This is a genomic window from Agromyces sp. NPDC058064 (genome assembly GCF_042885275.1).
Taxonomy (GTDB): domain Bacteria; phylum Actinomycetota; class Actinomycetes; order Actinomycetales; family Microbacteriaceae; genus Agromyces.
Map to the genome: position 1 here is coordinate 880009 of NZ_JBHVSE010000002.1, position 24174 is coordinate 904182.

At 72.2% G+C, this 24174-nt stretch carries 16 protein-coding genes and 2 tRNA genes; 15 read left to right on the plus strand and 3 right to left on the minus strand.

Annotated features, from left to right (window positions below; genetic code table 11):
* The first annotated feature begins 5 nt into the window (after nucleotides 1–5).
* From ACFVSL_RS09980 to ACFVSL_RS10005, 6 genes are all read left to right on the plus strand, one after another.
* Nucleotides 6–956 (plus strand): ABC transporter permease, encoded by a 951-nt coding sequence (locus ACFVSL_RS09980; RefSeq protein WP_386940643.1) that lies wholly within the window; start codon nucleotides 6–8, stop codon nucleotides 954–956.
* Nucleotides 953–1840: an ABC transporter permease gene (locus ACFVSL_RS09985; protein ID WP_386940645.1), complete on the plus strand. Its 888-nt coding sequence runs from the start codon at nucleotides 953–955 to the stop codon at nucleotides 1838–1840. The genes ACFVSL_RS09980 and ACFVSL_RS09985 overlap by 4 nt, the downstream gene beginning before the upstream one ends.
* Nucleotides 1837–2691: an ABC transporter ATP-binding protein gene (locus ACFVSL_RS09990; protein WP_386940647.1), complete on the plus strand. Its 855-nt coding sequence runs from the start codon at nucleotides 1837–1839 to the stop codon at nucleotides 2689–2691. The genes ACFVSL_RS09985 and ACFVSL_RS09990 overlap by 4 nt, the downstream gene beginning before the upstream one ends.
* Nucleotides 2688–3569 carry an ABC transporter ATP-binding protein gene (locus tag ACFVSL_RS09995; protein WP_386940649.1) on the plus strand — a complete coding sequence of 294 codons (882 nt, stop codon included), beginning with the start codon at nucleotides 2688–2690 and terminating at the stop codon, nucleotides 3567–3569. Before ACFVSL_RS09990 ends, ACFVSL_RS09995 begins: the two co-directional genes overlap by 4 nt.
* The gene (locus tag ACFVSL_RS10000; protein WP_386940651.1) at nucleotides 3566–5047 is read left to right on the plus strand and encodes a chlorohydrolase family protein; all 1482 of its coding nucleotides are present in this window, start codon (nucleotides 3566–3568) and stop codon (nucleotides 5045–5047) included. The genes ACFVSL_RS09995 and ACFVSL_RS10000 overlap by 4 nt, the downstream gene beginning before the upstream one ends.
* 127 nt (nucleotides 5048–5174) lie before the next feature.
* Entirely contained in the window at nucleotides 5175–7658 is a 2484-nt protein-coding gene (locus ACFVSL_RS10005; RefSeq protein WP_386940653.1) for a transglycosylase domain-containing protein, read from the plus strand.
* Between the two features lie 59 nt (nucleotides 7659–7717).
* On the opposite strand, the gene ACFVSL_RS10010 is transcribed toward ACFVSL_RS10005, so the two are convergent.
* Complete coding sequence (locus ACFVSL_RS10010) at nucleotides 7718–9622, minus strand: hypothetical protein (protein ID WP_386940655.1); 1905 nt, start codon at nucleotides 9620–9622, stop codon at nucleotides 7718–7720.
* A gap of 343 nt (nucleotides 9623–9965) precedes the next feature.
* Complete coding sequence (locus tag ACFVSL_RS10015; protein ID WP_386940657.1) at nucleotides 9966–10604, minus strand: MBL fold metallo-hydrolase; 639 nt, start codon at nucleotides 10602–10604, stop codon at nucleotides 9966–9968.
* A 72-nt stretch (nucleotides 10605–10676) separates the two neighbouring features.
* On the opposite strand from ACFVSL_RS10015, the gene ACFVSL_RS10020 reads away from it, so the two are divergent.
* From ACFVSL_RS10020 to ACFVSL_RS10030, 3 genes are all read left to right on the plus strand, one after another.
* Complete coding sequence (locus tag ACFVSL_RS10020; RefSeq protein WP_386940658.1) at nucleotides 10677–11579, plus strand: diacylglycerol/lipid kinase family protein; 903 nt, start codon at nucleotides 10677–10679, stop codon at nucleotides 11577–11579.
* 101 nt (nucleotides 11580–11680) lie between these two features.
* Nucleotides 11681–11753 (plus strand) — tRNA-Glu (locus ACFVSL_RS10025).
* Between the two features lie 81 nt (nucleotides 11754–11834).
* A tRNA-Glu gene (locus ACFVSL_RS10030) sits at nucleotides 11835–11907 on the plus strand.
* A 145-nt stretch (nucleotides 11908–12052) separates the two neighbouring features.
* Here ACFVSL_RS10030 and ACFVSL_RS10035 read toward each other — a convergent pair.
* Nucleotides 12053–12751, minus strand: a complete 699-nt coding sequence (locus ACFVSL_RS10035; protein WP_386940660.1) for a TIGR00645 family protein — start codon at nucleotides 12749–12751, stop codon at nucleotides 12053–12055.
* Between the two features lie 208 nt (nucleotides 12752–12959).
* On the opposite strand from ACFVSL_RS10035, the gene ACFVSL_RS10040 reads away from it, so the two are divergent.
* The 6 genes from ACFVSL_RS10040 to ACFVSL_RS10065 all read left to right on the plus strand — a co-directional run bounded on the left by ACFVSL_RS10040 (nucleotide 12960) and on the right by ACFVSL_RS10065 (nucleotide 24129).
* Nucleotides 12960–13997 carry a TerC family protein gene (locus tag ACFVSL_RS10040; protein ID WP_386940662.1) on the plus strand — a complete coding sequence of 346 codons (1038 nt, stop codon included), beginning with the start codon at nucleotides 12960–12962 and terminating at the stop codon, nucleotides 13995–13997.
* 125 nt (nucleotides 13998–14122) lie between these two features.
* Complete coding sequence (locus ACFVSL_RS10045; RefSeq protein ID WP_386940664.1) at nucleotides 14123–14995, plus strand: PP2C family protein-serine/threonine phosphatase; 873 nt, start codon at nucleotides 14123–14125, stop codon at nucleotides 14993–14995.
* Complete coding sequence (locus ACFVSL_RS10050) at nucleotides 14988–16223, plus strand: FHA domain-containing protein (RefSeq protein ID WP_386940665.1); 1236 nt, start codon at nucleotides 14988–14990, stop codon at nucleotides 16221–16223. Before ACFVSL_RS10045 ends, ACFVSL_RS10050 begins: the two co-directional genes overlap by 8 nt.
* Entirely contained in the window at nucleotides 16223–17917 is a 1695-nt protein-coding gene (locus ACFVSL_RS10055) for a protein kinase (protein WP_386940666.1), read from the plus strand. Before ACFVSL_RS10050 ends, ACFVSL_RS10055 begins: the two co-directional genes overlap by 1 nt.
* Nucleotides 17914–18624: a hypothetical protein gene (locus tag ACFVSL_RS10060; protein WP_386940667.1), complete on the plus strand. Its 711-nt coding sequence runs from the start codon at nucleotides 17914–17916 to the stop codon at nucleotides 18622–18624. The genes ACFVSL_RS10055 and ACFVSL_RS10060 overlap by 4 nt, the downstream gene beginning before the upstream one ends.
* A 141-nt stretch (nucleotides 18625–18765) precedes the next feature.
* Nucleotides 18766–24129 carry an Ig-like domain-containing protein gene (locus ACFVSL_RS10065; RefSeq protein ID WP_386940669.1) on the plus strand — a complete coding sequence of 1788 codons (5364 nt, stop codon included), beginning with the start codon at nucleotides 18766–18768 and terminating at the stop codon, nucleotides 24127–24129.
* The last annotated feature ends 45 nt before the right edge of the window (nucleotides 24130–24174 follow it).

Here is a 24174-nt window from a genome sequence, read left to right on the forward strand (position 1 = left end):
TCCCGATGTCCCTCGCTCCATACCTGCTGCGGCGGCTCGGCGGGCTCCTGCTCGTGCTGCTCGTGACCTCGTTCATCGTGTTCGGGCTGCTCTACCTCGCCCCCGGAAGCCCGCTGGCGTTCATCCTCGGGCCCCGGGGCGGGACCCCCGAGCAGATCGCCGCCGTCACCGAGCAGTACCATCTCGACGACCCGTTCCTCCTGCGCTACGTCGCCTGGCTCGGCGACGTGCTGCGGGGCGACCTCGGCTACTCGATCGTCTACCGGCAGGATGTCTCGGCGCTGATCTCGGGCCGTGTGGGAACGACGCTCGCGCTGGTGTCGATGGCGGCGATCATCATCGCCGTCGTCGGCATCGCCGCGGGCACGTTCGCGGCGCTCCGCGGCGGATGGAGCGACCAGCTCACCTCGACGCTCGCCGCGGTCGGGCTCTCGACGCCGTCGTTCGTCGTCGGCGTCGCCCTCATCAGCGTGTTCGCGGTGGGCCTCGGCTGGTTCCCGACCTTCGGGTCGGGAACCGGCGGGGTCGACACCCTGTACCACCTGGTGCTGCCGGCCGTGGCGCTCAGCGTCGCGAGCGCCGCCTACCTCGCGCGCATCACGCGTGCGGCGGTGCTCGAGGAGGGCGGGCGCGAGCACGTGCAGACCGCCACCGTCCGCGGGCTCGCGTCCGGTCACATCGTGCGGCACCACGTGCTGCGCAACTCGCTCATCCCGATCGTCACCGTGCTCGGCCTCACGATCGCGACGCTCATCGCGGGCGCGGTCGTCGTCGAGAACGTCTTCGCCCTCGACGGGCTCGGCTCGCTGCTCGTCCGGGCGATCCTGCAGCGCGACTTCGCGGTCGTGCAGGCCGTGATCCTCGTGCTCGTCGTCGCCTTCGTCGTCGTCAACGCGATCGTCGACGTGCTCTACACCTTCATCGACCCGCGCATCACCCTCGGGAGCCGGCAATGACCACCCCCTCCACCATGAGCCTCGCCGTCGCGAGCGTGCGGGAGCGACGCGGCACGGGCCGCGCCCGCCGCGTCGCCGACCGCCTCGGCGTCGTCGGCTGCATCGCCGCCTCGATCCTGCTCGTCATCGCCCTCGCGGCGATCTTCGCGCCGGTCGTGGCGCCCTACGACCCCGACTACCCCGACCTGATGGCCTCGCTCAGCGGGCCGTCGCCCGCGCATCTCCTCGGCACCGACGCGCTCGGTCGGGACATCCTCTCGCGACTCATCTGGGGCTCGCGGATCACGCTCGCCGGCCCCGGCCTCGTGATCCTCATCGCCACCGTCGTCGGCACGCTCCTGGCCCTCCTGGCCGCATGGCGCGGCGGGCGCACCGACACCGCCGTCGCGTGGGTGCTCGACATCCTCTTCGCGGTGCCGGGCATCGTGTTCGCGCTCATCGCCGTGGCGATCTGGGGGCCGAGCCTCGCCACCGTCGTCGGCGGTCTCGCGATCGCCTACGTGCCCTACGTCGCGCGGGTCGTGCGCGGCGCCTCCCTCCGCGAACGGCGGATGCCGTACGTCTCGGCCGCCTGGCTCCAGGGCCAGTCGGGCACGGGCATCACCTTCACCCAGATCCTGCCGAACGTGCAGCCCATCGTCGTCGCCCAGGCCGTGTCGTCGCTCGGCTTCGCGGTCATCGAGCTCGCCGCGGTGTCGTTCCTCGGGCTCGGCGTGCAGCCGCCCACCGCCGACCTCGGCCTCATGGTCAAAAGCGGATTCGACTCGGTGCTGCGCGGCCACCCCACCGAGGCGATCGCCGCGGGCACCCTGATCGTCCTCATCGTCTGGTGCGTCACCGTCATCGGCGATCGGCTCACCTCGAGTGCAAGGAGCATGCGATGACCGACACCCTGCTGCGACTCGACGACGTCCGGGCGACGCTCCGCCTGCGCGGCGGCGAGCAGACCCTGCTCGACGGGGTGAGCCTCACGATCGGCGAGGGCGAGTCGCTCGGCCTCGTCGGCGAGTCGGGATCGGGCAAGTCCCTCACGACCCGCGCGATCACGCGGATGCTCGAGCCCGCGTTCCGGGTGACCGGCGAGATCGCGTTCGACGGGGCATCCGTGCTCTCGATGAACCCGGCCGCCCTGCGCCGCTACCGTTCGCGCGACGTGGGCATGATCTTCCAGGACCCCCGGGCGCACGTGAACCCGGTGCACCGCGTCGGCGACTTCCTCACCGAGTCGCTCGTCCGCGATCGCGGCGTCGACCGGCGCGACGCCGAGCGCCGCGCGGTCGTGCTGCTCGACGAGGTCGGCGTGCGCAACCCCGAGCAGCGGCTGCGGCAGTACCCGCACGAGCTCTCGGGCGGCCTGCTGCAGCGCGTCATGATCGCGAGCGTGCTGCTCGCCGAGCCCCGGCTCATCCTCGCCGACGAGCCGACCACGGCGCTCGACGTGACCGCGCAGTCCGACGTCATGGCGATCCTCGAGGAGCAGCGCCGCGCGCGCGGGCTCGCGCTGCTCTTCATCACGCACGACCTCGAGCTGGCCGCGGCCTGCTGCGACCGCCTGGCGGTCATGTACTCGGGGCAGATCGTCGAACAGGGCGAGCACGTGTACGAGGCGCCCACCCACCCCTACACGATCGAACTGCTCGGTGCGCGGCCGAGCATCGACGAGCGCGTCGACCGCCTGCCGGTGCTGCGCTACGACCGAGCGACCCACGAGCTGCTGAAGGCGGAGGCATCATGAACCGGCCCGTTCCCACCGACCGCGTCGACCGCACCGAGCCGGCCGGCGGCGAACCGATCGTCGTCGCGCGCGGGCTGCGCAAGGTGTTCCCGGGGCCCGCCAAGGACGACCCCGTCATCGCGGTCGACGACGTCTCCTTCGAGCTGTACCCGAACGAGTGCCTCGCGATCGTCGGCGAGTCGGGCTCGGGCAAGACGACCGTGGCCCGCATGCTCGTGGGGCTCGAGACCGTCACCGAGGGCGAGCTCTCGGTGCGCGGCGAGTCGCGGGCGAAGGGCGTCAAGCATCTGGCCGACCGACGGCGCTGGGCACGGGAGGTGCAGTACGTCTTCCAGGACCCGTACTCCTCCCTCAACGGGCGGCAGCGGGTCGGCGAGATCGTCGCGACGAGTGTCGCGCTGCACGCCGGCACGGGGGCGACCCGGGAGGAGGCCCGTGGGCGCGCCCGCGAGATCCTCGAGTCCGTCGGGCTCGGCGAACGGTTCGCCGACAAGTTCCCGCACCAGCTCTCGGGCGGGCAGCGCCAGCGGGTCGCGATCGCCCGGGCGCTCGCCGCCGACCCCGCGGTCATCGTGCTCGACGAGGCCGTCGCGGCGCTCGACGTCTCGATCCAGGCGCAGATCCTGAACCTGCTCGCCGACATCCGCGCCGAACGCGAGGTGAGCTACCTGTTCATCTCGCACGACCTCGCCGTGGTCAACCAGATCTCCGACCGCATGATCGTCATGGAGCAGGGCCGCGTCGTCGACGGCGGTCGCACGGCCGAGCTCCTCGCCGATCCGGTGCACCCGTACACGCGATCGCTGCGCGCCGCGGTGCCGCGGCCCGGGTGGAAGCCCGTCCGCCGCGAACGCCTCGCCGCGCAGGCCACCGCATGACGACGCTCGTCACCGCCGACTTCGTGGTCTCCCACGACGGTCACGGCCACACCGAGCTCCGCGACGGCGCGGTGGTGATCGACGGCGATCGCATCGCGTGGGTCGGTCGTGCCGCGGATGCCCCGGCCGGCGCCGGGGCGACCGAGCGCATCGCGCTCGGGCGGAGCATCCTCATGCCCGGGCTCATCGACCTCGACGCGCTCGCCGACGTCGATCACCTCACCCTCGACGCCTGGTGCGACGGCGCCGCGCAGCGGCGGCTCGACTGGTCGGCCGACTACTTCGCCCGGCGGCACGACGTGCTCACGGCCGAGGAGCGCAGCTCCATGCGCCGCTTCGCGCTCGTGCAGCTCGCCCTGCACGGCATCACGACGTTCATGCCGATCGCGTCCGAGGTGCACTCGGCGTGGGCCGAGACGCACGACGACCTGCTCGACGTGGCCCGGATCGCCGGCGAGCTGGGCCTCCGGACCTTCCTCGGGCCGTCGTACCGCTCGGGAGTGCACGTCACGACCGAGGACGGGGGGTCGGCGATCGCCTGGGACGACGAGGCGGGCAGGCGCGCGTTCGCCGAGGCGGTCCGGTTCCTCGACACCGTCGAGGCGCTCGGCGATCCGCTCGTCACCGGCGTCCTCGCGCCGTGCCGCATCGAGACCGTTCGGGCCGAACTGCTCGAGGCGACCGCCCGCGTCTCCGCCGAGCGCGGCACGCTCGTGCGCGCGCACGCCCTGCAGGACCTCGCCGAGCGCGAGCTCTTCGCGGACACGCACGGCGCGACCCCGCTCGGCCTCCTCGAACGCGTCGGGCTGCTGAACGAGCGGCTCGTGCTCGCCCATGGCGTCTACCTCGACGTGCACCCCGAGGTGCACGGCGAGGACCGCGGCGACCTCGCGAAGCTCGCCGCGGCGGGCGTCTCGATCATCCATTGCCCGCTCACGAACCAGCGCTACGCCTTCCTCCTCGAGAAGCTCTCGCAGTACCTCGACGCCGGCGTCAACATCGCGCTCGGCAGCGACTCGTTCCCGCCCGACCTCATCAGGGGCATCGACGCCGGCGTCCACCTCGCGAAGGCGCAGCACTCCGACCTCGGCCGGGGCCTCCTCGCCGAGTACGTCGACGCCGCGACGAGCGGGGGAGCCCGGGCCCTGCACCGACCCGACCTCGGCCGCATCGCCGTCGGTGCGACCGCCGACCTCAGCGCGTTCGCGCTCGACGACGTGCGCACCGGTCCGGTCGACGACCCGCTGCGCACGCTCGTGCTCGCCGGGTCGGCGCGGGACGCCCGGTTCAGCATGGTCGGCGGGCGGACGGTGCTCCGGGAGGGGGCGATCCCGGGCGTCGACCTGGACCGGCTCAGGGAGGACGGACAGCGGATCTTCGACCGGCTGAAGGCGGCCTACGGCGAGCGCGACCACCTGGCCGGGGGCGGCGTGCCCCTGTTCCCGCCGGTGCTCCCGCCGTTCGGGGCGCCGAACTGACGAGCCGGGTCGTGTCGATGCTGGACAACTCGGGCCTGCTGAGGTGTCATTGAGTGACAGCGCAGGAGGGGCCCTGCTCGTCGGGGCTCGAACGCACTGCTGAGCGCAGGGGTGGGAGGGCGATCGGGTGGTCGAGGAGAATCCGGCGCGGAACAAGCGGAACCGCGACTTCGCCGAGACGCGCACCCCCGGCGGCGTCATCGGGGGGTTCGTCGGGCTGATCGTCGCGAGCGCCGCGGCCGCCGCGCTCGTGGCCGTCTCGGTCACCCCGTCGATCGCGATGGTCGGCCTCGCGGCCTCGAGCACGATCAGCATGTTCGACAACCTCCCCGGGTACCTCGCGATCGGCGAGCTGTCGGAGAAGAGCAACATCTACGCGACCGGCGCGGGCGGCAAGTCCGTGCTGCTCGCGTCGTTCTACGACCAGAACCGCGTCGAGGTCCGCTGGGAGGCGATCGACCAGGACGTGAAGGACGCGACCGTCGCGAGCGAGGACCCGCGCTTCTACGACCACGGCGGCATCGACATGCAGGGCACCCTCCGCGCGGCGGCGACGACGGCGAGCGGTCGCGACACCCAGGGCGGGTCGTCGATCGCGCAGCAGTACGTCAAGAACGTGCGGGTGCAGCAGTGCGAGCTGGAGTCCGGCGTGGCGGAGGTCGATGCGGCCGAGGCCGCGGCCGAGGCCGACGGCACCGAGCTGACCAGCGAGCAGCGCGACCAGATCGTCGCCGACGTGAAGACGGACTGCTACGACTCGGTCACGGAGACGACGATCGACCGCAAGGTGAAGGAGATGCGGCTCGCGATCGGCGTCGAGAAGCGGTACACGAAGGACGAGATCCTGCTCGGCTACCTCAACATCGCGGGATTCGGCGGCACCGTCTACGGCATCGAGGCGGCGGCGAACTACTACTTCGGCGCCTCCTCGTCGAATCTCACCCTCGCCCAGGCGGCCTCGCTCATCGCGATCGTGAACAACCCCGAGAAGTTCCGCATCGACAAGCCCGCGAACGAGCGGAACGGCGCGGCCGACGGCTACGCCGACAACCACGGCCGCCGCGACTACATCCTCGGACGGATGCTCGCATTCGGGAAGATCACCCAGGAGCGCTACGACGAGGCGATCGCGACGCCCGTCGAGCCGAAGATCACCGAGCCGAGCACGGGCTGCCAGACCGCCGGCGCGAGTGCGTACTTCTGCGACTACGTCAAGAACATCCTCCAGACGGACCCGACCTTCGGCGAGGACGCCGAGACCCGCATGCTGAACTTCCGCCGGGGCGGCTACGACGTCTACACGACGCTCGACCTCGACCTGCAGTCCGCCGCGGTGAAGGCGATCGCCGACAACGTGCCGCAGACCTTCCCCGGCTGGGACCTCGGCGGCGTCATCTCGAGCGTGCAGGTCGGCACCGGGCGCGTGCTCGCGATGGCCCAGAACAAGGTGTACAGCCAGGACCCGGCGGTCCTCGCCTCCGGCGCCCAGTACACGAGCATCAACTACAACACCGACTTCACGCAGGGAGGTTCCCGCGGGTTCCAGCCCGGGTCCACCTACAAGGTGTTCACGCTCGCGCAGTGGCTGAAGGAGGGGCACGGGCTGAGCGAACGCGTCGACTCCCGGCCCCGGTCCAACTGGGGCGTCTTCCACGACAGCTGCCTCGGCGACATCGACGTCTCGGGTGAGGGGTGGAACCCGAAGAACGACGCCGGCGAGTCGGGCGGTGCGTACACCGCGCTGCAGTCGACGACCCAGTCGATCAACACCGGGTTCCTCGGCATGGCCAAGGAACTCGACCTCTGCGGCATCCGCAAGACGGCCGAGGCCTTCGGGATGCACCGTGCCGACGGGAATCCGCTCGGGCAGAGCCCCGCGACCGTGATCGGGACGAACGAGATCGCTCCGCTCAGCCTGGCGATCGCGTTCGCCGGCATCGCCAACGACGGGGTCACGTGCACGCCGATCGCGATCGAGCGCATCGTCCGCGACGGTGCCGAGGTTCCCGTCCCGAAGTCGGCGTGCACCGCCGCGGTGTCGCCCGACGTGGCCGCCGGAATGCACTACGGCATGAGTCGCGTCATGACGGACGGCACGGCGCGGGAGTCGAACAACAACACGGTGCCGTACGTGCCGCTCATCGGGAAGACGGGCACGACCGACGGTGCGAAGGACACCTGGATGGCGGGCGCGAGCACCGAGGTCGCGACGGTCGCGGCCGTCGTGAGCGTGAACGGCGACGCCAATCAGCGCGGGATCTCGTTCGACAGCGGCGAGGCGGCGACGGCGCGGCATCGCATGTGGCCCGCCGTGATGTCGGTCGCCGCGGCGAAGTACGGCGGAGGCACGTTCCGCGAGCTCGGCCCGGGGCCCGTGGTCGCTCCGCCGCCGAACCTGCAGTCGCCCGACGACGACGAGGACGAGCCCGCCGAGACCGCGGAGCCCGCGGGCACGGGCGGAGGGGAGCCCGCCGAGTTCGGCGGCGGATCCGGCGGCGACGGCAGCGGTCCGGGTGACGGCGGCGGCGACGACCGCAACGGCCGTGGCGGTGGTGGTCGCGATGGCGATGGCGGCGGCGATCGCGGCGGCGGCGGTGGCCGGGGCGGTTGAGACGACGTCGATGGGGCGGTCGGGCTTCGCGCTCGACCGCCCCATCGGGTGTTCGCGTCCTAGGCCGCGGCGGCCTCGGTGTTCGTCACGGCCTTCCGGAACCGCACGCGGTGCACGATCCAGGCCGCGATGGCCGCGGCGCCGAGGCCGAGGAGGACGAGCAGCCACGGCGCGACCGATCCGGGCGAGACCTTCGCGGTGCCGTCCGCGAGCTCCGCGGTGCCGTCGGCGAGCTTGGTGTTGCCCGCGCTGAGCTCGCTCGCACCGGCCGCGAGCTCGTCGGCACCGGAGGCCAGCTTCGTGCTGCCCGCGGCGAGCTCCTCGGTTCCGTCGGCGAGGTCGCCCGCGCCGGTGGCGAGGGTCGCCGCGCCGGCGGCGAGGTTGCCGGCGCCGGCGCTCAGGGTGCTCGCGCCCGCCGAGAGCTCGCCCGCACCCGTCGAGAGGGTCTGCGCGCCCTCCGTGAGGCGGGCGGTTCCGGCGGCGAGCTCGCCCGACTTCGTGACGAGGCGGCCGGTGCCCGCGGCGAGGTTGTCGGCGCCGGCGGCGAGCAGGCCCGAGCTCGCGAGCAGGCGCTCGGTGCCGCTCAGCAGCTTCACGTTGCCGGCGGCGAGTTCGCCGGACTTGGCGAAGAGGAGACCGGTGCCCGCGGCGATCGTCGCAGCGCCGCTCGCGACGCTCCCGGTGCCCGCGGCGAGTTCGCCGGACTTGGTCGCGAGTGTGCCGGTGCCCGCGGCGATCTGCATCGAGCCGTCGGCGAGCTCCGCCGCCTTGCCGGCGAGGTACTCGGAGGACCCGGCCAGGTTCGCCCCGCCGGTCGCCAGGGTGCCGAGCGCGCTCGCGAGACCGGTCGAGCCGGCGTGGACGGAGTCGGCGCCGCCCTTGGCGCTCGTGATGCCCGCGCTGAGCGCGGTCGAGCCGGAGGCGATCGAGCCCGTCGCCGCCTCGACCTGGGTTGCGCCGTCGCGTGCGGCCACCGCGCCGTCGCGAAGCTGCGCGACGGCGCCGAGCAGGCTCGCGTCGGCGCCGGACTCGGCGAGCTGCTCGTAGAGGCCCGAGAGGCCGGCAGCGAGGTTCGCGTTCGCCGCGGCCACCGACTTCGCGCCCGTGTGCGCCGCAGCGGCGCCTGCGGCGAGGTTCTCGCCGCTCGTCTTCAGCGTGCCGACCCCGGTGCTCAGCGTCGCGGCACCGCTGGCGAGCTGGTCGGCCCCCGCCTTCGCCTGCCCGATGCCGCCGGAGACCTGGGCGGCGCCGGCGGCCAGCGAGGTCGCGCCGTCGGCGAGTGCGGTGCTGCCGGCGGAGAGGAGGCTCGTCTTCTCGGCGAGCGTGCCGGCACCGGCCTGCAGCAGCGCGGCACCGCCGGCCGCCTGACCGGCACCCGCGGCGAGTGCGTCGGCGCCGGTGTTCAGGGCTCCGGCCCCGGCGCTCAGCTGGGTCGCACCGGCCGCGGCAGCGGCCGACCCACCCCTCAGCGTGCCGGCTCCGGCCACGAGGAGGTCGGTGCCGTTCTCGAGCCGCACGGCGCCCGCGTCGAGCTCACCCGCGCCGGTCACGAGACGCCCGGCACCCGCATCGAGCTCGGCCGCGCCGCTCGCGGTACGGGCCGCGCCGTCCGAGACCTTCAGAGCGCCCGCGGCGCTCTTCTCGGCGCCGGCCTTGAGGCGCTCGGCTCCCGCCGAGGCCGAGGTCGCGCCGGCCGAGACCTTCTCGGCCCCCGCGGCCGCCTTCGCCGTGCCCTCCTCGAGGTCGCCGGCGCCGCCCGCGAGCGTCTCGCTGCCGTCGGCGAGCGCGACCGAGCCGTCGTCGGCGAGGCTCGCGCCGTCGGCGAGCTGCGTCGCTCCGGCATCCATCTTTCCCGTCGTGAGCAGGAAGAACGCCGCGAGGGCGGTGAGGGCGATCGCGAGGATCACGGCTGTGATCTTCACGCCGGTGCCGTGGCGGTGCACGGGCGGGTCGATTCTCGTCATTGAGACTCCTGTGGTCGCCCGGGCGCGACGGCACGTCGAGATGGCGCGCGGCCGCGTGCCCGGAAGTGGAGGGTGCAGGACGATGACGGTGCAGGTCATCGGTTGCGGGCGCTGTCTTGTCGGGTCGCGCCCGCGGACTCAGGGGAGCCGACGCCGCGCCGGTGCGGTGCCGCCGTGGCGCCGCGATGGCGCGGTGCGCCTGAGGTGCCCCGAACGTAGCAGCGCGCGAGAATCCCTCAACGGATGCCGCGGAATCTCTGTGCTGATCGACAACGGTTCGCGCACCGAGGTCGGACGTGTTTGTGGACGCCCTACAGTGCGGCGCACGGCCGCCGGTCGTCGCTCAGAAGTCGAGCGTGTCGCCGGGCTCGAGCGGGAGGTACTCGCCGCCGTGCTGCTCGGTCGCCCACGTCAGGCGGGCGTTCGACAGCGCCTTGCCCGCGGTCGAGAGCAGCATCTCGTGGGTCGGGAACGCGCGTCGCGGCGCGACGGCCTCGACGTAGTCCATCGCCTCGCTGATCTTCATCCACGGCGCGCCGGCGGGAGCGGCGAGCACGTCGACGCTGACGCCCTCCGGCACGGCGAACGAGTCGCCCGCGTAGTACAGCCCGTCGTTGACGAGCACCCCGAGGTTGTCGATCACCGGGATCGACGGGTGGATCACGGCGTGCCGGCCGCCGAAGAACCGCAGGCGGAACGGCCCGACCTCGACCTCGTCGCCCGCCGCGACGACCTCCACCGGGAGGCCGGCGGCCGCCGCGGCGACGCCGGCCGGGCCGAAGATGCGCACGTCGGGATTCTGCTCGATGATGCGCTCGAGCTGGTCGGGCGTCCAGTGGTCGTCGTGCTCGTGCGTGACGACGACGGCGACGGCGCCGGCCGACTCGGTGATCGGCGTCGTGAACTTGCCCGGGTCGATGTAGAGCTTGTCGCCCGAGTGCTCGATGACGAGGGCGGCGTGTTCGAGTTTCGTGAGGCGCATGCTCCGAGCCAACACCCCGCCGTTCCGGCGCGCAAGCCGCCCCGGGGCCCGAATCGCTGCCAGAATCGGCCCATGGATCGAGCCCCCGAGCGCCTGCTCGTCGCCGTGAACCCCGCGGCGTCGTTCGGCCGCAACCGCGCCGTCGGCCCCGCGGTCGCCGAGCGGCTCGTCCGCGAGGGCTACGAGGTCGCGATGCTCAGGGAGGCGAACTTCGAGCTGCTGCGCCGCGAGGCCGAGCGCGCGTTCGCGCACGGCACCGACGGCGTCGTGGTCGTCGGCGGCGACGGCATGGCGTCGCTCGGCGTGAACCTCGTCGCCGGCACGGCGGTGCCCCTCGGCATCGTGGCGGCGGGCACCGGCAACGACCTCGCGCGGGGGCTCGGGCTGCCCGTCGACGACCCCGCCGCGGGCACCGAGCGCCTCGTCGCGCAGCTGCGGGCTCCGGCGCGGACGATCGACGCCGGGATCGTGCGGCAGGGCAGCGTCGACACTTGGTTCGCCGGCGTGGTCTCGGCGGGCTTCGACGCGGTCGTCAACGAGCGGGCGAATCGGATGACCCGGCCTCGCGGCCCCAGCCGGTACACGCTCGCGATCCTCCGCGAGCTCGCCACGTTCCGGCCGCGCGACTACGTGCTGACGATCGACGGGGTCCGCCGCGAGCAGCGCGCCATGCTCGTCTCGGTCGCCAACAACTCCTCGCTCGGCGGGGTCATGCGCATCGCGCCGCACGCCGACCTCGCCGACGGGCTGCTCGACGTGTTCATCGTGCACCCGCTCTCGCGCGCGGCGTTCGTCGGCGTCTTCCCGAAGGTCTTCGCGGGGGAGCACGTCGACCATCCGGCGGTCGAGTTCGTGACCGCGCGCGAGGTGACCATCGAGGCGGACGACGTCGTCGCCTACGCCGACGGCGAGCGGATCGGGGCTCCGCCGGTGTCCGTCAGGGTCGTCCCGGGGGCGCTCCGGGTGCTCGCCTGAGCCGTCGGAACAGACCCCGGCGCTCGATTTGGAATGTGCCGGAAACGTGTGTCATACTCTTCAAGTTGTCGAAAACAGAACGACAAGTTCTGAGAAAACACGGCCCCATCGTTTAGCGGCCTAGGACACCGCCCTCTCACGGCGGCAGCGCGGGTTCAAATCCCGCTGGGGTCACGACTGTGAAGTATGACAACAGACGAATGCCCTCGCTTCGGCGGGGGCATTCGTCGCAGAACGTGCCGTTCTGCACAGCACGGCCCCATCGTTTAGCGGCCTAGGACACCGCCCTCTCACGGCGGCAGCGCGGGTTCAAATCCCGCTGGGGTCACGACCGTGCTTCGCAGTCCGAATGCCCTCGCCCAGGCGGGGGCATTCGTCGTCTCCGGCAGGATGCCCCGTGCGCGGCCCGCCACGCGGCATCCGATGCACAACCGCCCCACGCGGGTGCCGCGCGAGGCGGCACCCGCGCCGGCTCAGCGGCGGCCGGCCGTCGGTTCGAGCTCGTCGTCTCGGTCGGCGAGGCCGGAGCGCGCGTCGGGGTAGGCCACCGGCACGCCGTCGTGCACCTCGTGCGGGGCGACCTTGTGGTACGACATCCGGTCGATCCACGCGAGGGCGACCGCGGAGAGGATGAACGTCAGGTGGATCAGCACCTGCCACATCACCCCGTCGCTCGTGTAGATGTCGCCGGTCTTGTTCTCGGCCTTGGGCGAGCCGAGGTCGCCGACCTCGATGAAGGTCTTCAGCAGGTGGATCGAGGAGATGCCGATGATCGCCATCGCGAGCTTCACCTTCAGCACGTTCGCGTTCACGTGCGAGAGCCACTCGGGCTGGTCGGGGTGGCCGTCGACCCTGATGCGCGAGACGAAGGTCTCGTAGCCGCCGATGATCACCATGATCAGGAGGTTCGCGATCATGACGACGTCGATGAGGCCGAGCACCATGAGCATGATGGTCGCCTCGTCGATGTGGGTGAGGTCGTGCAGGGCCTCCTCGCCGAGGTGCCACAGCTCGACGAGGAAGACGACCACGTAGATCGCCTGGGCGACGATGAGCCCGAGGTAGAGCGGGGCCTGCAGCCACCGGCTCGCGAAGATCGCGTAGCCGATCAGCGCTGAGCCCGGCGTCGGGCGGTACTGGCGGGCGGGGGGCGGCGTCGTCTTGGCGCTCAAGTTCTCTCCTCGGATCGGGGGTACGAGTCTACGTGGCCGTGATTTCGACTAGACTCGCCGGAGCGAAGGGGAGTATCCCGCGAGGCCGTGCCTCGGCCCACGATCGTCAGTACGAGCGCCGTCGCAGCCGCTCCGGTCGTGGAAGCTGCGCGAGCAGCCTGGGAGAGACTTTCGGATTCCGTCGTCCCCGAACTCCGAAAGGTCCAACGTGCTCGAACTCCCCGTCTGGTTCGAAGTCGGTTCGCTCATCGTCCTGACGCTCATCCTCATCGGCGACCTGCTGCTCGTGCTCAAGCGCCCGCACGTGCCCTCGATGAAGGAGTCGACGCTCTGGGTCGTCTTCTACGTCGTGCTCGCCCTCATCTTCGCGGGCATGATGTTCTGGCTCGGCGACGCCGAGCACGGCGGGCAGTTCCTCGCCGGCTGGCTCACCGAGTACAGCCTCTCGATCGACAACCTCTTCGTGTTCGTCATCATCATGGCGAGGTTCTCCGTGCCGCGGAAGCTGCAGCAGGAGGTGCTGATGGTGGGCATCATCATCGCCCTCGTCCTGCGCGGCATCTTCATCCTGCTCGGCGCCCAGCTCATCGAGAACTTCAGCTGGATCTTCTACATCTTCGGCGCGTGGCTCGTGTGGACGGCGATCCAGCAGGTGCGCGGCGACCACGAGGACGAGGACAGCGAGACCTTCGTCGTCCGGATGCTGCGCAAGCGCGTGCGCCTCACCGACGAGTACGACGGCGTGAAGCTCCGTACCACGATCGACGGCAAGCGCTTCTTCACGCCCATGCTCATCGTGTTCGTGGCGATCGGCACGACCGACCTGCTCTTCGCGCTCGACTCGATCCCCGCGATCTTCGGCATCACGCAGTCGGCGTTCATCGTCTTCACCGCGAACGTCTTCGCCCTGATGGGCCTGCGCCAGCTCTACTTCCTCCTCGGCGGCCTCCTCGAGCGCCTCGAATACCTCAAGTACGGCATCGCCTTCATCCTCGCCTTCATCGGCGTGAAGCTCGTGCTGCACGCGATGCACGTGAACGAGCTCCCGTTCATCAACGGCGGCGAGCACATCGAGTGGGCCCCCGAGATCTCGACGTGGATGTCCCTGGGCGTCATCCTCGCCGCGATGGCCGTCGCGACCGTGGCGAGCCTCGTGAAGGCGCGCGTCGACGCCAACCGCCGCGGGCACAAGCTCATGGACGAGGTGCCCCACTTCACCGACGACACCGAGCGCCAGGGCCGCTGACCGCGGGCGCCGTTCTCCACAGGTGACCGCGCTCGGCCGCCGGAGTTGCTACCGTGGACGGGCGGCGCCCGGCGGCGTCGCTCGGGCTGCCGTCCCGATCACACCCCGCCCTATCGAGGAGTACCGTGCCAGGTGATGTCGAGGGCGTCGTCGCCCTGACCCGCGGTTCGGCGCTCATCGCCCACTCCGCCCGCACCGACCTCGGGCGCGTTCGCAGCGTGAACGAGGACTCGGTGTTCGCCGAGCCGCCGGTCTTCCTCGTCGCCGACGGCATGGGCGGCCATGCCAGGGGCGACGCGGCGAGCCAGGCGGTCGTCGAGACGTTCCGGCGTCACGTCGAGCCCGGCACCCCGCCGTCGCCCGAACAGGTGCTCGACGCCATCCACAGCTCGAACGAGGCCGTGCGCGCGCTGAGCGAGCACGGCGAGGAGGGCACGGCCGTCGCGGGCACGACGCTCGCGGGGGTCGCCCTGGTCGACGCCGGCGACGCGGGCGGCTACCACTGGATGGCGTTCAACATCGGCGACTCCCGCATCTACTCGTGGAGCGGTCGCACGCTCGAGCAGCTGAGCGTCGACCACTCGGCCGTCCAGGAGCTCGTCGACGCCGGGCTGATCAGCGCCGCCGACGCCGAGCGGCACCCCGAGCGCAACGTCATCACTCGGGCGCTCGGGGCCGACGACGTCGTCGACCCCGACGTGTGGCTCATCCCCGCTGCGGGGCGCCAGGTGTTCCTCGTCTGCTCCGACGGGCTCACGAAGGAGCTCGACGACGACCGGATCGCCGCCATCCTGGCCGGTGACGCCGCCCATCCCGCGGGCATGGCGGGCGAGCTCGTCGAGGCGGCGCTCGCCCACGGCGGGCGCGACAACGTGAGCGTCGTCGTCGTCGAGTCGAAGATCGGCGGCGACGAGGGCGACCCCGACGCGACGCGCGACCGCGGTGACGAGGGCATCGAGGTCACGAGGCCGAGGGACGAGGGGGCACGCGATGGCTGAGTATCGCGCAGACGTGAGCGGTGCGATCGCCGCCGTGCGACCGGGGGCCGCGCTCGTCGTCGCCGGCGGGTCGGCGGGGGCCGTCGCCGCAGAGCTGTGGGCCGGGCTCGGGCCCGAGTCGACGACCGCCGTGCTCGAGCGGCTCACGGCCGACGGGCTCGGGCGGACGCCCGACTTCGCGCTCCTGACCTGGCAGGCCGAGGGCGAGCGCCTCGGCGGCGTCCGAATCATCGTCCGCGGTGCGTTCGAAGTCGCCGCGGGCGAGGTCGTCGTCTCGGGCGCCGCGGTCTCCACGTGGGCCGAGCGGGTCGTCGACGACGCGGAGCGCGTCGAGATCGTGCACGCCGGCGCCGCGGCGGACGGCCCGTGGCTGCCCCTCGTCGACGGCGTCGCCGCGGTCGCCGCGGTCGCGGTACCGGGTGCCGCGGCGGGCGGGGGAGCGGTCGTCGCCGCTCCGGCCCGGGCGACCCCGGTGGCCGAACCCGCACCGGCGGCCCCGGTGATCGACGCACCGGCCCCGGAGATCGAGGCCTCCGCGCCGGCGTCCCCGCCGGTGCGGGTCGACGTCGAGGCCCTCGCGGCCCCCGAGCACACCATCGCCCCCATCGAGGAGACCGTCGTCGGCGTGACCGACTTCATCCGCCCGCCCGAGGCGACCGGGGTGCCGCCCGTGGCGCCGCCGACGACGCCGAGCGCGGTGCCGATCCCCGCGGTCGACGTCGGCGAGACCATCGCTCGACCGGTGGGCGAGGGGGCGTCCGCCGCCTTCGCCGCGGGCGACCACGACGGCATGACCGTCGCGAGCGCCGACATCCGGCGCCTGCGGGCCGAGCGCGAGGCATCCCGCCCCGCTGCGCCGCAGGCGGCGCCGGCAGCGGCGACGACCTCGTCGGGCGTCCGCGTGCGCATGCCCGACGGCAGCTTCGAACCGCTCGGCCACGAGATCGTGCTCGGTCGCTCGCCGAGCGTCAGCAAGGTGTCGGGCGGCCGCCTGCCGCGACTCGTCACGATCGGGCAGGGCGACCCCGACATCTCGCGCAGCCACGTCCGCCTCGCGCTCGAGGGCGGCACCGTCGTCGTCACCGACCTGCACTCGCGCAACGGCACCCTCGTGGTCGCCCCGGGCCGGGCGCCCGTGAAGCTCCGCGCCGGCGAGCCGACCCCCGTGCTCATCGGCACCGTCGTCGACCTCGGCGGCGGCTGGACGATCCAGGTGGTCGGCGACTGATGCGCAGGGCCACCTCGACCCCGCCCGAGCTGCCGGGCTACACCTCGCTCGGCCTGCTCGGCTCCGGCGGCTTCGCCGACGTCTTCCTCTACGAACAGCGCCTGCCGCGCCGCAAAGTCGCGGTCAAGGTGCTGCTCACCGAGGAGCTCGGACGCGACACCCGCGCCCAGTTCGTCGCCGAGGCGAACCTCATGGCGCAGCTGTCCGCGCACCCCTTCATCGTCACGATCTTCCACGCCGACGTCTCGGCCGACGGCCGGCCGTACTTCGTCATGGAGTACTGCTCGGGGCCGAGCCTCGCCGAGCGCTACAAGCGCGAGCCGCTCTCCGTCGAGGACGCGCTGCGCACCGGCGTGCGGCTCGCCGGTGCGATCGCCACCGCGCACGCCGCCGGCATCCTGCATCGCGACATCAAGCCCGCGAACGTGCTCACGAACGACTACGGCTGGCCCGCCCTCACCGACTTCGGCATCTCGTCGAACCTCGAGGGCGAGCTGCCGGTGCACACGGTCACGGCCGCCGAGCTCGGCGCGACCGGCTCGGCCTCCGGCACGGGGCAGTCCGCGGTCGGGCTCAGCGTGCCCTGGTCGCCGCCCGAGATGTTCGACGACGACCCCACGCCCGACCCCCGCAGCGACGTCTTCTCGCTCGCGGCGACGGTGCACACCCTGCTCGCCGGGCGTACCCCGTTCGAGATCCCGGGGCGTTCCAACGGCTCGCTCGACCTCATGGGCCGGATCGAACGCGGCGCGATCACGCCGATCGGCCGCAGCGACGTGCCCGCGAGCCTCGCCGCCGTCCTGGCGAAGGGCATGGCGACCCGCCGCGACGACCGGTACCCGAGCGCGGTCGAGTTCGCGAGGGCCCTCCAGCGGGTCGAGCTCGAGCTCGGCTACGCCGCGACGAACATCGAGGTGCCGAACCTCGCCGCCGAGCGCGATGCCGAGTCCGGCGACGACGACGGCGTCGACGCGACGCGCGCCCGCTCGGTGCAGACCGTCCAGGCGCAGGCGCCCGTCGCGCCCGCGCCGGCCGCGCCGCCGCGCGTCGCGCCGCCCCCCGTCGACGAGGACCGCACGCAGGTGCGCGCGCCGCAGCAGATCGCGGCGCAGCCGCCGGCGCCGTCGCCGCAGGCCGCACGCCCCGTCGACGACTCCACGGTGCTGCGGCCGCGCGGTGCGGCGCCCGCTCCGTCGCCCGCGGCCGACCGGACCGTCGTCCGGCCTGCGGCGCCCGCGGGGCCGGTGCCGTACGAGCCGAGCGCCGCGCCGACCGAGACGCGGGCGCCCCGTCGCTCCCGCATCGGCGTGGTCATCGCGATCGTCGCGGCGGTCGTGGTCGCGGCGGTCGTCACGGTCGCGATCGCGCTCTCGGGTGCGCCGGCCCCCGAGCCGACCTCCGAAGCGAACCCGGGCGGCAGCGGCGAGGACGCGCTGCTCGGCGAGCAGGTTCCGGTGCCCACCGTCGAGGTGGCCGGCGTCGACGGGGCATCCGTCACCTTCGCGCTGTCGCACGACGACGCCGAGGAGGGCGACCGCTACCGTTGGAAGCGGGCCGACGGCTCGGGCGGCATCGAGGTCTCCGAGGGGCCGACCGTGACGGTCGAGAACACCGCAGGGGGCATCGTGTGCATCGACGTCCAGGTCCAGCGCGGGAGCAAGACGTCCGAAGAGGTACGGGGGTGCACCGAATGAGGCCGCTGCGCGTCGAGTACTGCGGCGAGTGGTACACGGTCGAGGAGGGGGCGCCGTTCACGATCGGGCGCGACTCCGACCTCACCATCGACGAGAACCCCTACCTGCACCGCACCTTCCTGACCCTGTCGTCGGAGTACGGGCTGTGGTGGCTCTCGAACGTCGGTCAGCTCCTGTCGGCGACCGTCTCCGACGCGACGGGCAGCGTGCAGGCCTGGGTCGCCCCCGGGGCGAAGCTGCCGCTCGTCTTCCAGACGGTGCACGTCATGTTCAGCGCCGGGGCGACGACCTACGACTTCACCGTGCACGCCGAGGAGGACTTCTACAACACCTCGCTGACCGCGACGCCGGCCGACGGCGGCACCACGGTGATGCCGGTCACCCTCACCACGAGCCAGCGGCTGCTCGTGGTCGCGCTCGCCGAGAACGTGCTCGCCCAGCCGGCCGCGGGCCGCGCCGCGGTCCCGAGCTCGGTCGAGGCGGCCGCGCGCCTGGGGTGGAGCATGACTACGTTCAACCGCAAGCTCGACAACGTCTGCGAGAAGCTCGACCGGATCGGCGTCGACGGGCTCCGCGGCGGTCGCGGCAAGCTCGCCACGAACCGCCGCGCCCGGCTCGTCGAGTACGCCGTCGCGACCCGCCTGGTGAGCGCCGACGACCTGCCGATGCTCGACCGCGACGACGAGGGCGGCGAGGCGAGGGCCTGATCGCCGCCCGGCTGCAGGCCGCGCGCCGCGCGCCGTCATGGGGATGACTCCCCATGTGATCTCGTCGCAGGGCCGTGTTACCGTGTACCCCGTTGTGGGCATTGCCGCCCTGGTCGATGACGGATTATTCGGGGAGCAGTGGTGGGAAGCTTCAGCACGTGGGTGCGCACGCGCAAAGCGACCGCGACGACCCTGGCCCTGAGCCTCATCGCGGGCGTGCCGCTGACGTTCGCCGTCCTGCACCAGGGCTTCCCCGTGACCGACCCCGACCTCCGCGCACGCGACGTCTGGGTGACCAACGCCCAAGACCTGCTCGCGGGCCGGCTCAACCGCCCGATCGGCGAGCTCGACGCCGCGGTGAGCACCGCCACCAACGAGTTCGACGTCTTCCAGAACGGCGACGACGCCTTCCTCTACGACCGCAGCCTCGGCACGATCGATCGCATCGACCCGTCCTTCACCACGCTGACCGAGCGCATCGACGTGCCGCCCGGCTCGTCCGTGGCGTACGGCGGCGAGGTGCTCGCGGTGCTCTCCCCGAAGGGCGAGCTGTGGACGGTGCCGGCTGGGTCGGCCCTGTCGTTCGACCCCTCGGGCACCGACCCGCTCCTGAAGCTCGGCAAGGGCGCGCAGGTCGCGGTCTCGAGCGAGGGCACCGTCTTCGCGACGAAGCCGTCGAAGCGCGCGCTCTACACGGTCGCGATCGACGCCGAGCCCGCGAAGAGCGACCTCCCGAAGCTCGACGGCCACCAGCTCGCCGCCGTCGGCGAACGCGCGGTCATCCTCGACGAGGAGCGCGACGAGCTCGTCGTCGAGGGGCGCGCGATCGAGCTGCCCGAGCCCGGGCTGCGACTGCAGCAGTCGGGCGGCGAGCACGACTCGGCGTTCGTCGCCACCGCCGACGCGCTGCTCGAGGTTCCACTCGGCGGCGGCGAGGTGCGCACCATCCCGAACGGCGGCGACGGCGCGGCCGCGAAGTCGAGCGAGGTCGCCGCACCGGTCTGGCTCGACGGCTGCGCCCACGGCGCGTGGGCGGGCGCGTCGCGCTACCTCCTCGCGTGCGACGGCCAGGAGCCGCGTTCGCAGGGGATCGAGCAGCCGACCGCCGGGTCGAGGCTCGAGTTCCGCGTCAATCGCGACGTGATCGTGCTGAACAACCTCTCCAACGGCAACGCCTGGCTCGTCGACTCCGACCTCAGGCTCGTCGACAACTGGGAGGAGGTCACGCCGCCCGAGGAGTCGGAGGACGAGGAGGGCGACGAGAAGAGCTCCCAGCAGAACTTCGAGGACACGCTCGCCGAGCGCGGCCCCATCAACCGCCCGCCGCTCGCACGCGACGACGAGTACGGGGTGCGCCCCGAGCGCACCACGATCCTCGAGGTGCTCGAGAACGACACCGACCCCGACGGCGACGTGCTGACCGTCGCCGAGCTCCCGACGCCGAGCGGCGCCCCGGGGCGACTCGAGCTCATCGACGGCGGGCGGGCGCTGCAGTTCACGCCCGAGTCGGGGGCCGCAGGCACCACCTCCTTCCGCTACACCGTCGACGACGGTCGGGGCGGTCGAGCAGAGGCCCAGGTGAACGTCCGCATCCGGCCCGCGAGTGCGAACGAGCCGCCGGTGTCGCTGCGCAACGCGGCGACGAGCGTCGAGCAGAGCCGCCAGATCTCCTACAACGTCCTCGGCGACTGGAACGACCCCGACGGCGACGACGTCTATCTCGTCAACGCGTCGCCGACGAGCGGCGACTCGGTGCGGTTCAGCCCCGACGGACTCGTCACCTTCGCGCACCAGTCGGGTGAGATCGGCACGAAGGAGGTGCAGTACGTCGTCTCCGACGGTCAGACCGAGGCCGCGGGCACCCTCACCGTCGAGGTGAAGCCGAGCGGCACGCTGAACCCCGTCGGCACGCCCGACTTCGCCCAGGTCTTCGTCGGCGAGTCGGTCGCGATCGAGCCGCTCGCGAACGACCTGACGCCGTCGGGCGCCCCGCTCACCCTCGTCGGCGTCGACGAGGTGCCCGAGGGGCCGACCGTCACCCCGAACCTCGAGCGCGGCACGATCACCTTCTCGGCCGACGAGCCCGGCGAGTACGTCTTCCTCTACAACCTCGGCGCCGACACGGCGGTGAGCGTCGGGCTCATCCGCGTCCAGGTGACCGAGCCGCCGGCCGAGGCGCCGGTGCCGATCGCGGTGAAGGACACCGCCTACCTGCGCCCGGGCGAGCCGACCATCGTGCCGCTCCTCGTCAACGACGTCTCGCCGTCGGGCAAGGTGCTCGCCGTGCAGTCGGTCGACGACGCCGGCACCGAGGGCCTCGTCTCGGTCGAGATCCTCACCAACACGGTCGCACGCGTCACCGCGTCCGAGGCGATCGATCGACAGCTGCAGTTCACGTACACCGTGTCCGACGGGCTCAACACGGCGACGGCGTCCGTCGCGGTCGTGCCGGTTCCGCCGCTCGTGAAGCACCAGCCGCCCGTGGCCGCCGACGACAGCGTGAACGTGCGCGCGGGCGACATCGTCACCGTGCCGGTGACCGAGAACGACTACCACCCCGATGCCGCCGCGTTCCGCGTGCTGCCCGAACTGATCGACCCCGTCACCGAGGGCGGGCTCGCCTTCGTCAGCGAAGACACGGTGCGGTTCCAGGCACCGAAGACGCCCGGCACCTACAGCGTCGTCTACACGATCGGCGACGACTTCGAGCAGACCGCCCGGGCGACCGTGCGCTTCACGGTCATCGGTCCCGACGACGAGAACAACCGCGCGCCGCTGCCGACGCCGCTGACCTCGCGCACCTTCGAGGGGTCGCAGGTGAAGATCGACGTGCCGCTCGACGGGCTCGACCCCGACGGCGACTCGGTCGTCCTCACCGGCATCTCGTCGCCGCCCGCGCTCGGACGCATCGTCGAGCGCACCAGCACCTCCATCACCTACGAGGCGCTCACCGGGTCGGCGGGCACCGACTCGTTCAAGTACGAGGTGCAGGACACGTCCGGTGCCACGGCGACCGGCGTCGTGCGCGTCGGCGTCATCCCGAGGCCGGCGGTGCAGCTCCCGCCGAAGGCGGTCGACGACACCATCGAGATGAAGCCGGGCCGCACCGTCGGCGTCGAGGTGCTGCTCAACGACTCCGACCCGTCCGGGTACCAGCTCCACGTGTCGAAGCTGCCCGACATCGACGAGGGCATCGAGGCCGAGATCCGCGACCGCCGGCGGGTCGTCGTCACGGCCCCCGAGACCGAGGGTGCCTACACCCTTCGGTACGAGGCGTCCAACGGGCACGGCGGCGCCGACACGGCCTTCATCCAGGTGAAGGTGTCGAAGAACGCCAAGATCCAGCCGCCGACGGCAGAAGACCAGGTCATCGAGCCCGAGGAGGTCGTCGACGTCGACCGCGTGAACGTGCGCCCGCTCAACGATGCGACGAACCCCGGTGGTCTCGTCGAAGACCTGAAGGTGTCGCTCGAGGGCCCCAACGCCGACCGCGCCGAGGTGCTGCCCGACGGCAGCATCGACGTGAAGCCGCGCAGCGAGCGCTTCGCGGTGGCGTTCCGCCTGACGAACGAGCTCGACGAGCTCGACGCGAAGGCGTTCGTCATCGTGCCGCCCATCCCCGGCGGCGACGATGCGCCCACGGCGGAGGAGACCCAGCGGCCGAAGACCCCCGAGGAGCTCGCCGCCGAGGAGAAGGCGAAGTTCCCCGCGCCGCACCTGGCCGACCTCGGCGAGATCGTCGTGCCGATGAACGGCAGCATCACCTGGGACGTGAACGACATCGTCGTGGTGCCCTCGGGCAAGCCGCCGCTGCTCCTCTCCGCCTCGGCGACGAACGCGAAGGAGTCGCCGCTCGTCGACGGGCAGACCCTGCAGTACGTGCCCGAACAGGACTACCGGGGTTCCGCCGCCGTCACCTTCCAGGTGACCGACGGCGAGAGCGCCGCCGATCCGATCGGCCGCGTCGCGCTCCTGACGATCCCGATCACGGTCGGCGACCCGAACTTCAACGACACCCCGCCGACGTTCACGCCGCGCTCCGAGACGCTCGAGGCCGGTGAGGCGCCGCTCCAGATCGACCTCCGCTCGTCGACGTACCAGCCGAACCCCGACAACATCGAGCGCGTCGAGTACACGAACCTCTCGGGCACGTCGAGCGACTTCACCGCCTCGATCGACGGGGGCACGCTCACGGTCTCCTCGCCCCGCGGCGTGCAGGCCGGCACCGCCACGAGACTCAGCTTCGACCTGAAGTTCGAGTCGTTCACGGTGCCGGGCTACGTCGACGTCAAGGTCGTCTCGTCGACGCGCGCGAAGCCGCAGGCGGTCGACGACGGGCCGTACGAGATGGTGCGCACCGACTCGCGGACCATCGACGTCCTCGCGAACGACTTCAACCCGTTCAACGCCGAAGGCGAGCCGCTCCGCATCGTGGCCGCCGAGATCGACTCCCAGAGCGTCGGCGCGAACGCCACCGTCTCCCACACCGCCTCCGACCTCACGGTGCGCACGGGGCCGTCGTTCACCGGCCAGCTGAGCGTGATCTACCGCATCGGCGACGCGACCCTCGACCCGCTCCGCGAGGTGCAGGGACGCGTGACGATCGTGGTGCGCGACAAGCCCGACGCGCCGACCCTCACGAACATCGAGAGCGGCGACCGCAACATCAAGCTCACCTGGCGCGCCAACGCGACGAACAACTCGCCCATCACCGGCTACGTGGTCGAGGCGACCTCGGGCGGCGGAGGCCCCTGGAACTTCGGCCCCGAGGCGGCCGGTTCGGCCCAGACGATCGGCAGCCTGACGAACGGCAGGGCGTACACCTTCGTAGTGCGCGCGGTGAACGACAAGGGCACCTCTCCCGCGTCGAACTCGATGAGCTCAACGCCGTACGGAACACCGACCGCGCCCACGAACGTCCGCCACGGGTCGGTCGGCTATGCCAACGCGACGGTGGACGTCGCCTGGGATGCCCCGAACGACACCGGCGGCGGCGGCGTGCAGTACCGCACCCGGATCAACAGCGGCGGATGGTCGGGCTGGCAGACCGGTGAGTCGCGCCAGTTCGGCGGACTCGGAGCCGGCACGTACACCGTCGAGGTGCAGGCGAGGAACAACGGCAGCGGTCAGACCGGTCCCGCCGGATCGACTCGCTTCACGGTCGAGAACGCCCCGCCCCCGCAGGCCTCGGGCTCGATCGGCAAGGGCCCGAGCCGCGCCTGCGACAGCGGCGGCAGCGGGTGCGCCAACGTCCGCATCAGCTGGGCGAACATGGATCCGGGCCGCTACCAGGTCTACGTGACCGTCAACGGCTCGTGGGGCAACTGGAAGGGCACCTACGACGTGGGCGCGAGCGGCAACCTCGAGCTGCAGAACCACCTCGGCCGCCGCGCCGCGGGCGAGACGATCGCGGTGCGCTTCGAGAACGTCAGCGGCGGCACGTCGAAGACGCTCGGCGCGATCAGCGGCTCCCAGTGGAACAGCATCCCCTTCAACTCGTGGTGACCCCACGCATGAATCGACTCGTCATCAGCAGGAGAGAGCAGCACA

Coding starts and splice junctions, on each gene's coding strand:
- ACFVSL_RS10050 (WP_386940665.1), top strand. CDS start 14,988: ATGGCTGAGTATCGCGCAGACGTGAGCGGTGCGATCGCCGCCGTGCGA.
- ACFVSL_RS09985 (WP_386940645.1), top strand. CDS start 953: ATGACCACCCCCTCCACCATGAGCCTCGCCGTCGCGAGCGTGCGGGAG.
- ACFVSL_RS09980 (WP_386940643.1), top strand. CDS start 6: ATGTCCCTCGCTCCATACCTGCTGCGGCGGCTCGGCGGGCTCCTGCTC.
- ACFVSL_RS10055 (WP_386940666.1), top strand. CDS start 16,223: ATGCGCAGGGCCACCTCGACCCCGCCCGAGCTGCCGGGCTACACCTCG.
- ACFVSL_RS10010 (WP_386940655.1), bottom strand. CDS start 9,622: ATGACGAGAATCGACCCGCCCGTGCACCGCCACGGCACCGGCGTGAAG.
- ACFVSL_RS10015 (WP_386940657.1), bottom strand. CDS start 10,604: ATGCGCCTCACGAAACTCGAACACGCCGCCCTCGTCATCGAGCACTCG.
- ACFVSL_RS09995 (WP_386940649.1), top strand. CDS start 2,688: ATGAACCGGCCCGTTCCCACCGACCGCGTCGACCGCACCGAGCCGGCC.
- ACFVSL_RS10060 (WP_386940667.1), top strand. CDS start 17,914: ATGAGGCCGCTGCGCGTCGAGTACTGCGGCGAGTGGTACACGGTCGAG.
- ACFVSL_RS10000 (WP_386940651.1), top strand. CDS start 3,566: ATGACGACGCTCGTCACCGCCGACTTCGTGGTCTCCCACGACGGTCAC.
- ACFVSL_RS09990 (WP_386940647.1), top strand. CDS start 1,837: ATGACCGACACCCTGCTGCGACTCGACGACGTCCGGGCGACGCTCCGC.
- ACFVSL_RS10020 (WP_386940658.1), top strand. CDS start 10,677: ATGGATCGAGCCCCCGAGCGCCTGCTCGTCGCCGTGAACCCCGCGGCG.